This is a genomic window from Flavobacterium sp. GQ95 (assembly GCF_059758655.1).
In genome coordinates this window covers 443,169-458,119 of sequence record NZ_JCAXEB010000001.1, presented here as the reverse complement: position 1 = coordinate 458,119, position 14,951 = coordinate 443,169, and the positions used below count along the sequence as shown (strand labels likewise).

At 34.5% G+C, this 14,951-nt stretch carries 11 protein-coding genes; 9 read left to right on the top strand and 2 right to left on the bottom strand.

The window, feature by feature from the left end:
* Positions 1-8 precede the first annotated feature (8 nt).
* Together infB and AC6CH4_RS01980 are read left to right on the top strand one after the other, a co-directional pair.
* Positions 9-2,897, top strand: coding sequence for a translation initiation factor IF-2 (infB, locus tag AC6CH4_RS01985; protein WP_498099700.1), 2,889 nt, complete (start codon positions 9-11; stop codon positions 2,895-2,897).
* Positions 2,898-3,044: 147 nt separating this feature from the next.
* Entirely contained in the window at positions 3,045-3,554 is a 510-nt protein-coding gene (locus AC6CH4_RS01980; RefSeq protein ID WP_498099698.1) for a DUF4920 domain-containing protein, read from the top strand.
* 145 nt (positions 3,555-3,699) lie between these two features.
* On the opposite strand, the gene AC6CH4_RS01975 is transcribed toward AC6CH4_RS01980, so the two are convergent.
* Entirely contained in the window at positions 3,700-4,506 is an 807-nt protein-coding gene (locus AC6CH4_RS01975; protein ID WP_498099696.1) for an AraC family transcriptional regulator, read from the bottom strand.
* Positions 4,507-4,604: 98 nt separating this feature from the next.
* Between AC6CH4_RS01975 and AC6CH4_RS01970 the strand changes: the two genes are divergently transcribed.
* Positions 4,605-5,813 carry an MFS transporter gene (locus AC6CH4_RS01970; protein WP_498099694.1) on the top strand — a complete coding sequence of 403 codons (1,209 nt, stop codon included), beginning with the start codon at positions 4,605-4,607 and terminating at the stop codon, positions 5,811-5,813.
* Positions 5,814-5,883: 70 nt separating this feature from the next.
* On the opposite strand, the gene AC6CH4_RS01965 is transcribed toward AC6CH4_RS01970, so the two are convergent.
* Positions 5,884-6,273 carry an SPOR domain-containing protein gene (locus tag AC6CH4_RS01965; RefSeq protein ID WP_498099692.1) on the bottom strand — a complete coding sequence of 130 codons (390 nt, stop codon included), beginning with the start codon at positions 6,271-6,273 and terminating at the stop codon, positions 5,884-5,886.
* Positions 6,274-6,492: 219 nt separating this feature from the next.
* Between AC6CH4_RS01965 and AC6CH4_RS01960 the strand changes: the two genes are divergently transcribed.
* From AC6CH4_RS01960 to AC6CH4_RS01935, 6 genes are read left to right on the top strand one after another with little or no spacing between them, the layout of a single operon-like run.
* A complete protein-coding gene (locus AC6CH4_RS01960) occupies positions 6,493-7,794 on the top strand; it encodes a c-type cytochrome (RefSeq protein WP_498099690.1) in 1,302 nt (433 codons plus the stop codon).
* 32 nt (positions 7,795-7,826) lie between these two features.
* A complete protein-coding gene (locus AC6CH4_RS01955) occupies positions 7,827-10,880 on the top strand; it encodes a TAT-variant-translocated molybdopterin oxidoreductase (protein ID WP_498099688.1) in 3,054 nt (1,017 codons plus the stop codon).
* A 32-nt stretch (positions 10,881-10,912) separates the two neighbouring features.
* Positions 10,913-12,313 carry an NrfD/PsrC family molybdoenzyme membrane anchor subunit gene (gene nrfD / locus AC6CH4_RS01950; protein WP_042566279.1) on the top strand — a complete coding sequence of 467 codons (1,401 nt, stop codon included), beginning with the start codon at positions 10,913-10,915 and terminating at the stop codon, positions 12,311-12,313.
* Positions 12,306-12,830: a DUF3341 domain-containing protein gene (locus AC6CH4_RS01945; RefSeq protein ID WP_056188345.1), complete on the top strand. Its 525-nt coding sequence runs from the start codon at positions 12,306-12,308 to the stop codon at positions 12,828-12,830. The genes nrfD and AC6CH4_RS01945 overlap by 8 nt, the downstream gene beginning before the upstream one ends.
* 8 nt (positions 12,831-12,838) lie before the next feature.
* On the top strand, positions 12,839-13,384 hold the full coding sequence (locus AC6CH4_RS01940) for a c-type cytochrome (RefSeq protein WP_498099685.1): 546 nt from the start codon (positions 12,839-12,841) through the stop codon (positions 13,382-13,384).
* A 27-nt stretch (positions 13,385-13,411) separates the two neighbouring features.
* Complete coding sequence (locus AC6CH4_RS01935) at positions 13,412-14,938, top strand: quinol:cytochrome C oxidoreductase (protein WP_498099683.1); 1,527 nt, start codon at positions 13,412-13,414, stop codon at positions 14,936-14,938.
* Positions 14,939-14,951 lie beyond the last annotated feature (13 nt).

Genomic DNA, 14,951 nt, shown 5'->3' with positions numbered 1-14,951 from the left:
AAGGTTATATGTCTGAAGAGAGAGTAATAAGAATAAACAAGGTTTTAAGGGAATTAAATATTTCGTTAGAAAGAGCTGTTGATTATCTAAAAGATAAGGGAATTGCTATTGATGCAAATCCGAATGCTAAAATTTCTGATAGCGAATTTAATATCCTACAAAGCCAATTTGCGGGCGATAAGGGGAATAAGGAAGCTTCTAAAGAAGTAGGAGAAGAGAAAAGAAAAGAAAAAGAGGCTTTACGTGTTGAACGTGAGAAAGAAATTGAGGACAAACGCAGACAAGACGAAGAGCGCCAAAAACAGCAAGAGATTATAAAAGCGAGAGCTGTTGTAACCGGACCTGTTCAAGTTGGTAAAATTGATTTAAATCCAAAGAAACCTGCAATTGTTTCTGCTCCTGCTGAGGAACCTGCTAAAGCAGAAGAACCAAAAGCAGTTGTTACTCCAGCTCAACCAGAAAAACCTGTTCAAAAAGAAATTGTACAGCCTGAGCCAGTTGCTCCTGTCGTTTCTGAAGAGAAAAAGGTAGAAAAGCCTATTATTACAGAGAAAAAAGAAGTAAAAGCTAGTCCGGAAGTTTCAGCACCAAAAGTAACTCAAGAGCCTGTTGTTTCAACAGATCCTGCAACTGCTGAAGAGACTATCACTACTCAATATCAAAAATTATCCGGAACAACTTTAACTGGGCAAACAATTGATTTATCTCAATTTAATAAGCCTAAGAAAAAGAAAGAAGATCCAAAAATAACTCCTAATAAACCAGGAGCTCCAGGTGCAAATAATAACGCTAATAAAAATAAGCGTAAAAGAATTGCTCCTAAACCGGGAGCGCCAGGTGCACCAAAACCTGCTACAGGAAATGCGCCGGGAACTCCAAACCCAAATAAAATTACGCCAAATACTGGTGGAGGAGGCTTTAATGCTAACAGAAGTGCAAGACCAGGTTTTGTAAAAGGAAACCGTCCTGCGATTGTAGCTAAAGTTGAGCCTACTGAAGAGGAAGTAAAAAACCAAATTAGAGAAACTCTTGAAAAACTTCAGGGGAAAGGTGGAAAATCTAAAGCTGCTAAATACAGAAGAGATAAAAGAGATACACACCGTCAGAAATCTGATGAGGAGCAAAGAGCTATCGACGAAGGAAGTAAAACTATAAAAGTTACGGAATTTGTTACTGTAGGTGAAATTGCAATCATGATGGATGTGCCGATTACTAAAGTAATTGGAACTTGTATGTCGCTTGGTATCATGGTAACCATGAACCAGCGTTTAGATGCTGAAACTTTAACTATTGTAGCTGATGAGTTTGGTTACGAAGTTGAGTTTATCACAGTTGATATCGAAGAAGCTATTGAAGTCGTTGCTGATAGAGAAGAAGATTTAGTTGTTAGAGCGCCTATTGTTACTGTAATGGGTCACGTCGATCACGGTAAAACATCTTTACTGGATTATATTCGTAAAGAAAATGTTATTGCTGGGGAGTCTGGAGGTATTACACAGCATATTGGAGCTTACGGAGTGACTTTAGATAATGGTCAAAAAATCGCATTCTTAGATACACCAGGTCACGAGGCGTTTACCGCGATGCGTGCACGTGGAGCTCAGGTTACGGATATCGCTATTATTGTTGTTGCTGCGGATGATGATATCATGCCACAAACAAAAGAAGCAATTTCTCACGCACAAGCTGCGGGAGTGCCAATTATATTTGCAATCAATAAAATTGATAAACCAAATGCTAATGTTGAGAAAATCAAAGAGCGTTTGGCTGGTATGAATTTACTTGTTGAAGATTGGGGTGGAAAAATTCAGTCACATGATATTTCTGCAAAAGTTGGAACAGGAGTAAAAGAATTGTTAGAAAAAGTTTTATTGGAAGCTGAGATTTTAGATTTAAAATCGAATCCAAACAAAGCAGCTCAGGGAACTGTAGTTGAGGCTTTCTTAGATAAAGGAAAAGGATATGTTTCTACAATTTTAGTTCAACATGGAACTTTGAAAATTGGAGATTATATGTTAGCTGGAAAACATCATGGTAAAATTAAAGCTATGCATGATGAAAGAGGGCATATTGTTTTAGAAGCTGGTCCTTCTACTCCTGTATCTGTTTTAGGTCTTGATGGTGCTGCAACTGCGGGTGATAAATTCAATGTTTTTGAAGACGAAAAAGAAGCAAAACAAATTGCGTCTAAACGTTCTCAATTAATGCGTGAACAATCTGTACGTACACAAAGGCATATTACGCTTGACGAAATTGGTCGTCGTATTGCTCTTGGTCAGTTTAAAGAACTTAACGTTATTCTTAAAGGAGACGTTGATGGATCTGTTGAAGCATTATCAGATTCGTTCTCTAAACTTTCTACTGAAGAAATTCAAATTAATATTATCCATAAAGGTGTTGGAGCAATTACGGAGACTGACGTTATGTTAGCTTCTGCTTCTGATGCAATCATTATAGGATTTAACGTTCGTCCTGCTGGAAATGCGAGACAACTTGCAGATAAAGAAGAAATCGATATTCGTTACTATTCTATTATCTACGCAGCTATTGATGACTTGAAAGATGCGATGGAAGGAATGTTAGCTCCTGAGATGAAAGAAGAAATTTTAGGAACTGCTGAAATTCGTGAGATTTTCAAAATTTCTAAAGTAGGTTCTATTGCAGGATGTATGGTAATGGATGGTAAAATCATGAGAACTTCTAAAATTAGAGTTATCAGAGATGGAGTAGTGGTACATACAGGTGAACTTGTAGCATTGAAACGTTTCAAGGACGATGTTAAGGAAGTTTCTAAAGGTTACGATTGTGGTATTCAGATTAAAGGTTACAACGACATCGAAGAAAGAGATGTTATTGAAGCATACCATGAAGTTGCAATTAAAAAGAAATTGAAATAATATTCAATAATTATATTTTAAAGCCTCAATGAAAATTGGGGCTTTTTTGTTGATACCTCGTGGTGAGGTATTTATTCTGATTTGAACCAAAAAAAACAGTTTATTTATTTCAAATTTTAGTATTATTTTTGGTAAAATTATTTGATTATGAAACTAGTAATATGCTCGATCCTATTATCCATATGTTTTTCTACGCTCTCTTTTTCACAGGAAGCAGTAGAAAAAAAATCTCCGCCAGCAGGTAATGCTATAATAGGAGATTATTATGGTACTGATGTTTCTGAAATTTCCGAAAGCAAAGCCATTTCTGTAGAGAAATTAGAAAATGAATTAAAGAATACAAAAAAATCAGAAAACGTTGCTGTAAAAGGATTGGTGACAGATGTCTGTGAGAAAAGAGGATGTTGGCTGACTATTAAAACAGAAGATGGTTCTCCCTTTTTTGTAAAGATGAAAGATTATGCATTTTTTGTCCCTACCGCATTAAAGGGGAAAAATATTGTTTTGGAAGGTAGTGCAGAAAAAATGATCACATCGGTAGAGGAGTTAAAACATTATGCTAAAGATGCTAAAAAAACAAAAGCAGAAATTGACGCTATTATTACACCCAAAGAAGAAATACGATTTTTAGCAGCTGGAATTAAGGTGGTGGAATAACAGATAGCTAAGTTTTATACAGCAGTAAATTTATCGAAAGGATATTATACAATCATTATATTCAAAGTAAAAGGTCTCAATTTTCAATGAGGCCTTTTCTTTTGAATATGATTCTGATTTTCTGTGATGTTGATTTTAAAATTGATTAAAAAATTTCATTTATTTTATTTTCCAGAATGTAGTTTGATGGGGTTTTGCCTAGATTTTTTTTGAACATAAAAATAAAGGCGCTGGTTGTTTCATATCCTAAATCAAAAGCGATTTCTTTTATAGATTGTTTTTCTCCTAATCTTTTTATAGCCTCCAAGAGCTTTAATCGGATTCTCCAATCGCTAAAATTCATACCTAACTCTTTAATGAATAATCTGGATAATGTTCTGGTACTCATGAATGATATATTGGCATAATGATCTATGGTGTATTTGCTGGTTATATCATCCATCAAAAGTGAGATAATGTTTTGAAGTTTTGTATGATTACTCGTTGGTAAAAAAGTGGAGCTTGGTTCAATTAATGCCAGTTCATCTAAGAATACATCCATAATTCTCTTTTGTGAAAGTGTTGGATTTTCATTATTTTCAAATGAGATGATTTTAAACATTAGTTGTTTTAAGAATACTGAAATATCAAAAGAGAAACTTGTTGAAGGGAGATTATGTATAATTGAAGGATCAACAAAAACACTGTATAGTTTTACATTCTTCTGAAAAGATACCTGATGTTCAATTCCTCCCGGAATCCATAGGCCTTGTAAAGGGTTCACTACCCAAATCTGATTTTCTACTACTACATTCATGACGCCACTTGTGGCATAAAGAAGTTGTGCTCTAGGGTGCGAATGTGATGCACAAACGGCATTTGTGATTATTTCGGTATAACCTAAAACGGGTAACGATGGATTTATTTGAAATCCATAGTCAACAATAAGATATGTCTGATTTTCATTATTCATTGTCCAAATATAGTAATTCAGACAATGTGATTAATTAGCATCTTTGTAAAATAAATAGATTGCTATTTATTAATGTTTAAAAATATAAAAATTAGTACATGACAAATGTTAAAGCACAGCCGGAAGTAGTTCAGAAAACGATTTATTCAATTCTTTTTATTATTAGTTTTTCTCACTTTATAAATGATTTATTGCAAGCTGTGATACCTTCCGTTTATCCATTATTTAAAGAAAAATTTAATTTGAGTTTTGCTCAGATCGGTATGATTACTTTTACTTATCAACTAACTGCGTCTATTCTTCAGCCTTTTGTTGGTATGTATACAGATAAAAAATCTAAACCATATTCATTAATGGTTGGAATGAGTTTTACACTACTTGGTTTATTTTTTGTTTCTATTGCCAGTAGTTTTATCTATTTGTTGGTTGCTGTTAGCTTAATTGGTATTGGGTCTTCTATATTTCATCCGGAATCGTCGCGAGTGGCTCACTTAGCATCAGGAGGAAAAAAAGGGCTAGCACAATCTATTTTTCAATTAGGAGGAAATGCGGGCAGCGCTGTTGGGCCTTTATTAGCTGCATTAATTATTATTCCACATGGACAATCTTATATAATTTGGTTTTGCTTAATTGCTTTAATTGGTATTTTTGCTTTGTATAAAATTGCGATTTGGTACAGTGAACATTTAGAGCTAAAACGAATAAATAATACAGTTACAAAAGAGGCTGTTGTTCATCATTTATCTAAAGGAAGAGTTTGGTCATCTTTAGTGATTTTACTGGTTTTAATTTTTTCTAAATATTTTTATATGGCTAGTATCACTAGTTATTACACTTTTTTCTTAATAGATAAATTTCATGTATCGATACAAGAGTCTCAAATTTATTTATTTGTTTTTTTGGGTTCAGTCGCTGCAGGAACTCTTATTGGAGGGATGGTAGGGGATAAGTTTGGTAGAAAATATGTAATATGGATTTCTATTTTGGGAGTTGCGCCTTTTACGCTTATGTTTCCTTATGTTTCTTTATTTTGGGTTGGTGTGTTATCTGTGTTGATAGGGTTAATTCTTTCCTCTGCTTTTTCGGCAATCCTGGTCTATGCTACAGAGTTGTTGCCGGGTAAAGTTGGTTTGGTGGCAGGTTTGTTTTTTGGATTTGCTTTTGGAATGGGAGGTTTGGGATCTGCCATTTTAGGTAAGCTCGCCGATTTAACAAGTATTGAATATGTGTTTAAAATTTGTGCCTTTTTACCGTTAATTGGTGTAATTGCAGGTTTTTTGCCTAATATTGAAAATAAGAAAGCTTAATGGATTTAGATATATGTAAAAAAAGCAACTCAATTGAGTTGCTTTTTTGTTATCAGTATAGGAGTAATAATTATTTGCTGGGTTTGATTAAAAAGACAAGTTTGTATCTCTTTTTAATTTCGATTAAATTTCGTTCTGCTTCGATCCTGGTTTTAAAATTTCCAACAATTACTTTATAGTTTGGTGTGTTGAAAATGATGGTGCCATCGATGGTGCTATTTTCTCTTTTGAAATCGGATAAGGTTTTTTTAGCCTCGTCACTTTTTCCGCTAAAAATTTGAATTTTATAAGTATCGTTTGTGCTTATTGACGTGTTAATTTTGCGTTTGTCATTCAATAACTGGTCAAATTTAGGATCCTGATTTACTGTTAAATTTTGGTCTTGAGCATTAATGTTATAGGCTAATGTTAACATTGTTAGTGTTAAGAAAACTTGTTTTGAAGGGGTTAAAATTCTCATAATGTGATGGTTTTTATGCAAAAATAGTATTTAAAGTTTGTATGGAAAATTTTAATATTATTTAGAATTGATATAAATTGATATTTAAGACTATTTTAAGGTTTTGAGAATAGTTCATAAGTCGTATTTTTGTGCAAGTTTTAAAAGAGGGTATTCGTTTTTTATTGTTTTAATACATTAAAAATCATACCAAAAATTAGTAGATAATTATTATACTATATGAAAAAGGTGGGTAACCATAATTCGATCTCAAGAAAATTGCTGCTTAGCTTATCGCTAACGCTGATTTTCTCCCTAACTTCATTTGCTCAAGATGCTGCTGCTCCGGCCGCAACTGCAGGTGGTGATCCAGTAAAAGGGAAGGAACTTTTTAATGCAAATTGCGCTGCATGTCACAAATTAGATGCTAAATCAACAGGTCCTGCTTTAAGAGGTGTTGCTTCAAAGCATGATATGGCTTGGATTTACAAGTGGGTGCACAACAGTTCTGACATGATTAAGTCAGGCGATCCTGTAGCTGTAAAACTTTTTGAAGAAAACAATAAGTCAGTAATGACTTCTTTTCCTCAATTAGCAGAAGCTGATATTGATAATATTATTGCTTATACTTCTGAAGTAAAAGCTGATCCTCCAAAGGTTGTTGGTGAGTTACCAACAGGTCCTCAAAAAGGTGGAGATGGCATTTCAAATAATATCATTTTAGGTGCTCTTGCTCTTGTGATGGCTATTTTGGTTATCATGTTAGTGATGGTAAATAAGGTATTGACAAAAGTTGCCAGCAAAAATGGTATTGAGATTCCTACTAGAGAGGCTAGAACTCCAATTTGGAAAGCTTTTGCTAAAAACCAATTTTTAGTATTAGTTACGTCTATATTTCTTCTTTTGGCGAGTGGTTATTTTGTTTATGCTTTCTTAATGCAAGTTGGTGTTGATCAAAATTATGAGCCGATTCAGCCGATTCATTATTCTCATAAAATTCACGCGGGAGATAACGAGATCAATTGTAAATATTGTCACTCTGCAGCTCGTGTTAGTAAAACTGCTGGTATTCCTTCTTTGAATGTTTGTATGAATTGTCATAAAAATATTTCTGAGGTTGCCGAATCTACTGCTACTCCAGAGTACAGCAAAGCATTTTATGATGCTCAAATTCAAAAATTATATGATGCTGTTGGATGGGATAAGACTAAACAGGCTTATACTGGAAAAACACAGCCTGTTAAATGGGTTCGTATTCATAATTTACCTGATTTTGTGTACTTCAATCACTCTCAACACGTAAATGTTGCTGGGGTTGAATGTCAAACATGTCACGGTCCGGTACAGGAATTTGAAATCATGAAGCAATATTCTAAATTAACAATGGGATGGTGTATTGATTGCCATAGAAAAACTGATGTTAAGATGGAAGGAAATGCATACTATGATAAAATTCATGCTGAACTTTCTAAAAAATACGGTGTAGAGAAATTAACTGCAGCGCAAATGGGAGGTTTAGAATGCGGTAAATGCCACTATTAATCGAATTATTAAGATTTTAATATTTATATACAATGTCATCAAACAAAAAATACTGGAAAAGTGTTGAGGAACTAGAAAATAGTTCTATTGTTGAGGCGCTTAGAAATAACGAATTTGTTGAAGAAATTCCTACAGAAGAATTCTTAGGGAATGCAGATGCTTTAGCTCAATCTGGAACTTCACGTCGTGACTTTTTAAAGTACGTAGGGTTTAGTACTGCAGCTGTTACACTTGCTGCTTGCGAAGGTCCTGTTCACAAGTCTATACCTTATGTGTTACAACCGGAACAAATCATTCCTGGTGTTGCAGATTATTATGCAACTACTGTTTTTGATGGTTTTGATTTTGCTAACTTATTAGTAAAAACTCGTGAGGGTCGTCCAATTAAAATTGATAACAACACTATTTCTGGAGCTAAATTTTCAGCCAATGCTAGAATTCATGCGTCTATATTATCATTGTATGATAGTATGCGTTTGAAAGAACCTAAATTGGAAGGGAAAAATAGCAGCTGGTCTGCTGTTGATTTAAAAATTAAATCAAGTCTTGCTGATGCAAAAGCAAAAGGTGGACAAGTGGTATTGTTGACAAATACTTTAGCGAGCCCATCTACTGAAAAGTTAATAGGTGAATTTATCGCTAAAAACCCAAATGCAAAACATGTTGTTTATGATGCAGTTTCTTCATCAGACGCATTAGATGCATTTGAAACAGTTTATGGTGAAAGAGCTTTAGTTGATTATGATTTTTCAAAAGCTTCCTTAATCGTTTCTGTTGGGGCTGATTTCTTAGGAGATTGGCAAGGTGGTGGATATGATTCTGGATATGCAAAAGGTCGTATTCCTCAAAACGGAAAAATGTCTCGTCACTTTCAGTTTGAATCAAATATGACATTATCCGGAGCTGCTGCTGATAAGCGTGTTCCAATGACTATTGCTGATCAAAAACAAGCATTAGTTCAAATATATAATATAGTTGCAGGTGCTTCTGTTGCTGTTACTTTAGATGGTAAATTTAAAGCAGAAGTTGTTAAAGCTGCTCAACAGTTAAAAGCTGCTGGTTCTAAAGGAGTTTTAGTGTCTGGAATTGAAGATAAAAATGCACAATTACTAGTTTTAGCTATCAATCAGGTATTGGCTAGTGAAGCTTTTAATACTGCAGGGACAAGACAAATTAGAAAAGGTTCTAATGCGCTTGTATCTCAATTAATAAAAGATATGAATGCTGGAAGTGTTCATACTTTAATCATGAGTGGTATTAATCCGGTTTATACATTAGCTGATTCAGCTTCTTTTGTTTCTGGATTGAAAAAAGTAAAAACTTCAGTTGCTTTCTCTTTAAAAGAAGATGAAACTGCATCGATTACTACAATTGCTGCTCCTGCTCCTCATTACTTAGAATCATGGGGTGACGTTGTACTTACTAAAGGAACTTATAGTTTAACTCAGCCAACTATTCGTCCTATATTTAATACAAAACAATTTCAAGACGTTTTATTATCATTAAATGGAGTTCCTGGAAATTTCTATGATTATCTTAAGGCTAGTTCAGCTGGGATTATTGCAGGTTCTTCTTGGAATAAAGTTTTACATGATGGTGTTTTTGTAATTGGTTCTACTGCTTTATCTGCAGGTTCTTTTGATTATACTGCTGCTGCAAGTGCAGTTTCTAAATCAAGAACCGCTGGAGATTTCGAGTTAGTATTGTATACTAAAACGGGTATGGGTGATGGACAACAGGCAAACAATCCATGGTTGCAAGAGTTTCCAGATCCAATCACAAGAGTTTCTTGGGATAACTATGTAACTATTTCTAATGCTGATGCTAAAAAGCTTGGTTTAACAAATGAAATTGTTGCTAATGGAGGTTTGAATGGTAGTTATGCTACAATTACAACTGCAGACGGAGCTAAATTAGAAAATGTTCCTGTAATTGTTCAGCCAGGACAAGCTATTGGTACAGTTGGTTTAGCTGTAGGATATGGTCGTAAAGCGGCTTTAAAAGATGAAATGCAAGTAGGTTTAAATGCTTACACTTTATATAAAAACTTCAATAGTGTTCAATCTGTTTCTATTGCGAAAGCAAATGGAGTTCATGAGTTTGCTTGTGTTCAGGGACAGAAAACATTAATGGGTAGAGGAGATATTATTAAAGAAACTACCCTTGAAATCTTCAATACTAAAGATGCTGAACATTGGAATGAAAAACCAATGGTATCTTTAGATCACCAGGAAGTAGAGGCTACAACTGTCGATTTATGGGAATCATTTGATCGTACTACCGGGCATCACTTTAATCTTTCAATTGATTTAAATGCTTGTACTGGATGTGGTGCGTGTGTTATTGCTTGTCATGCTGAAAACAACGTTCCGGTTGTTGGTAAAGCAGAGGTAAGAAGAAGCCGTGATATGCACTGGTTGCGTATTGACAGGTATTATTCTTCTGAAAGTACTTTTGAGGGTGATAATGAAAGAAAAGAAAATATTGCTGGTTTATCTAGTTCATTATCTACATTTAATGAAATGGAAAAGGCTGGAGATAATCCACAAGTTTCATTCCAACCAGTTATGTGTCAGCACTGTAATCACGCACCATGTGAGACAGTTTGTCCTGTAGCTGCTACATCTCACGGTCGTGAAGGTCAAAACCACATGGCGTACAACAGATGTGTTGGTACTCGTTATTGTGCAAATAACTGTCCATATAAAGTACGTCGTTTCAACTGGTTTTTGTATAACAAAAACACAGAATTCGATTACCATATGAATGACGATTTAGGGCGTATGGTATTAAATCCAGACGTAAATGTTCGTTCTCGTGGAGTTATGGAAAAATGTTCTATGTGTATTCAAATGACACAAGCAACTAAGTTAAAAGCTAAAAATGAAGGTCGCCCAGTTGCTGATGGCGAATTCCAAACAGCTTGTTCTAATGCTTGTTCTTCTGGAGCAATGATATTTGGTGATGTTAATGATGCTGATAGTAAAGTTGCTAAATTAGCAGCTGATGAAAGATCATATCACTTGTTAGAGCATGTAGGAACAAAACCTAATGTGGTTTACCATGTTAAAGTTAGAAATACTTAGTAAATTATTAATTAGAAACAATATAAAGGATTATGTCGTCTCACTACGAAGCACCCATTAGAAAACCTTTAGTTATAGGTGATAAATCTTATCACGACGTAACAGTAGATGTAGCTGCACCTGTTGAGGGGCCTGCAAACAAACAATGGTGGATTGTATTTTCAATCGCATTAATAGCCTTCCTTTGGGGGTTAGGTTGTATAATTTACACCGTATCTACCGGTATCGGAACATGGGGATTAAATAAAACAGTTGGTTGGGCTTGGGATATCACGAACTTCGTTTGGTGGGTTGGTATTGGTCACGCTGGAACATTAATTTCTGCGGTATTATTACTTTTCCGTCAACGTTGGAGAATGGCTATTAACCGTTCTGCTGAAGCGATGACTATCTTCTCAGTAGTTCAGGCAGGTTTATTTCCAATTATTCACATGGGACGTCCATGGTTAGCATACTGGGTTTTACCTATTCCAAATCAATTTGGATCTTTATGGGTAAACTTTAACTCACCATTGCTTTGGGACGTGTTCGCAATTTCAACTTATCTTTCAGTATCATTAGTTTTCTGGTGGACTGGTTTATTACCTGACTTTGCAATGCTACGTGATAGAGCAATAACACCTTTTAATAAAAGAGTATATTCTATCCTAAGTTTTGGATGGAGTGGAAGAGCAAAAGATTGGCAACGTTTTGAAGAAGTATCTTTGGTATTAGCTGGTTTGGCTACTCCTCTTGTCCTTTCTGTACACACGATTGTATCTATGGACTTTGCTACTTCTGTAATACCAGGATGGCATACAACAATTTTTCCTCCATACTTCGTTGCTGGAGCGGTTTTCTCTGGATTTGCAATGGTAAACACATTGTTGATTGTTATGAGAAAAGTTTCTAATCTTGAAGCATATATTACATTACAGCATATAGAATTAATGAATATCATTATCATGATTACTGGTTCTATTGTTGGTGTAGCTTATATTACTGAGTTATTTGTAGCTTGGTATTCAGGAGTGGAATATGAGCAATATGCTTTCTTAAATAGAGCTACCGGACCTTACTGGTGGGCATATTGGTCAATGATGACTTGTAACGTTTTCTCTCCACAATTTATGTGGTTCAAAAAACTAAGAACAAGTATCATGTTCTCATTTATTATTTCGATTGTTGTAAACATCGGAATGTGGTTTGAAAGATTCGTAATTATTGTTACTTCTTTACATAGAGATTACCTTCCATCTTCTTGGACAATGTTCTCACCAACATTTGTTGATATTGGAATTTTCATTGGAACAATTGGTTTCTTCTTTGTGTTGTTTTTATTATACTCTAGAACATTCCCTGTAATTGCTCAGGCAGAGGTAAAAACAATTTTGAAAGGAACAGGAGATAATTACATTAGAGAAAGAGCAAATAAAGATTCACATCATGAGTAATAAAGTAATATACGCCATTTATAATGACGATGATATTTTGATGGACGCAGTTAAGAAAACCAGAGCTGCTCATCATCATATTGAAGAGGTTTTTACTCCATTCCCAGTTCACGGATTGGATAAAGCTATGGGTTTAGCGCCAACACGATTAGCAATTTGTTCTTTTTTATACGGATGCGTTGGTATTTCTTTCGCGACTTTCATGATGAGTTACATTATGATTCATGACTGGCCGCAAGATATTGGTGGTAAGCCAAGTTTCAGTTTCATTCAAAATATGCCATCTTTTGTGCCAATTATGTTTGAGATGACTGTATTTTTTGCTGCCCACTTAATGGTTATTACTTTTTATATGAGAAGTAGGTTATGGCCATTTAAACAAGCTGAGAATCCTGATGTAAGAACAACAGACGACCATTTTCTAATGGAAGTTGCTGTAAACAATAACGAAGCAGAACTAGTTTCTTTTTTCGAAGGTACAGGAGCTGTTGAAGTTAAAGTAATTGAAAAGAATTAATTGTAGCTATGAAAAGGATATATAAAATAACACTTTTAGTTGGTATAACTATTTTAGTTTCATCTTGCCACAATAATTCGGCACCAAACTATCAGTATTTCCCTAATATGTATGAATCTGTAGGTTATGAAACTTACTCAGAAGCAAAGATATTTAAAGGTGGAAAAGAAGGACAGCTTCCTGTAGAAGGAACTATTAATAGAGGTTTTGAACCTTATGAATATGAAAATTCAACCGCTGGTTACGAATTAGCTAAAGCTAATTTAAAATCACCTTTGAGTGAAGAAGAGAGAAATTCTGGAAAAGGAAAAGAACTTTTCGAGATTTATTGTATCAGTTGTCATGGTGCAACTGGAAACGGTAAAGGTAAATTGGTGGAGAGAGAAAAATTTCTTGGAGTGCCTAGTTATAAAGACAGGGTAATTACTGAAGGAAGTATCTTTCATGTAGAAACTTATGGTTTAAACGCAATGGGTTCACATGCAAATCAATTAAGTGCCCACGAACGTTGGTTAGTTGCTGACTATGTTCTAAAACTAAAAAGCCAATTATAATTGTTGAACAAACTGATCGTAATAGATATGTATACATTTTCAAGTAAATTAAAAACTTTTTCTATCATCCTAATGGCTCTTGGTATATTAGGAATTGGATATGGTTTTTTAACTGCTCCTAAAAATATTGAAGAGGTAGAAACTCTTCTTGCAAAAGAAGCATCAGAGCACGGTGGAGGACATGGTGAGGCCGCTGCGGCACATCATGAAGAAAAGGCTGAAGCAACGCAACACACAGAAACAGTGGAAGCAGTTCATCATGAGGAAGCAAAAGATGCAAATGTTGAAGAAGCTGTAAGTAAAGATTCAGTTGTTGCTAATGAAGAGATTACTCATGAAGTAAAAGCTGAAGAAGCACACGAAGGTGAAGCTGCAGTTACTCATGAAGTAAAAGCTGATAAACACGCTGAAGTTTCTCATGAGCACGATCCTAAAGCACATGCAGAACACGTTTTACATCAATTGCAAAACAAACCTTGGTCTGCTTTATATGTTGCCTGTATTTTCTTTTTACTGCTTTCTATGGGAGTTTTAGCATTTTATGCTATTCAACAAGTTGCTCAGGCAGGTTGGTCTCCGGTTTTGTTTAGAGTTATGCAAGGTATTACAGCTTATTTACCTGTAGTTTCTGTAATTTTCTTTATAATTTTGATTCTTTGTGGATTGCATTTCAATCACATATTTGTGTGGTTAGGCGAACATGTTACAGATCCGACTCATGCTGATTACGATGAAATTATTGCTGGTAAAGCGGGTTATTTAAACTTTCCATTTTGGATCGCAAGAGCTTTTATCTTTTTATTAGGATGGAATTTATACCGTCACTATTCAAGAAAAAATTGTTTAGCACAAGACGAAGCTAATGACGATTTAAATTACAAAAAGAACTTTAAGTTATCTGCCGGATTCTTAGTATTCTTTATCGTATCTGAGTCTATTATGTCTTGGGATTGGATTATGTCATTTGATCCTCACTGGTTTAGTACTTTATTTGGATGGTATGTATTTGCTTCTTTCGTTGTAAGTGGTGTTACTACTATTGCATTAGTTACAATATATTTAAAATCTAAAGGATATTTAGAATATGTAAATACAAGTCACATTCACGATTTAGCTAAATTCATGTTTGGGTTTAGTATTTTCTGGACCTATTTATGGTTTTCTCAATTTATGTTGATATGGTACGCAAACATTCCTGAAGAGGTTACCTATTTCATAACAAGAATTCAACTATACAACTTACCTTTCTTTGGTGCTGTAGTTATGAACTTTGTGTTCCCATTATTGATTTTAGTTAATACTGATTTCAAACGTCTTAACTGGGTTATTGTAATGGCTGGTATTGTTATCTTATTGGGTCACTATGTTGATTTCTTTAATATGATTATGCCGGGTACAGTTGGAGATAGATGGTTTATTGGAATTCCTGAAATTGCGTCTATACTTTTCTTCTTAGGTTTGTTTATTTTTGTTGTATTTACTGCATTAACAAAAGCTCCTCTGTTAGCAAAAAGAAATCCTTTCATTGAAGAAAGTAAACATTTTCATTATTAATATTTAAAGAAGT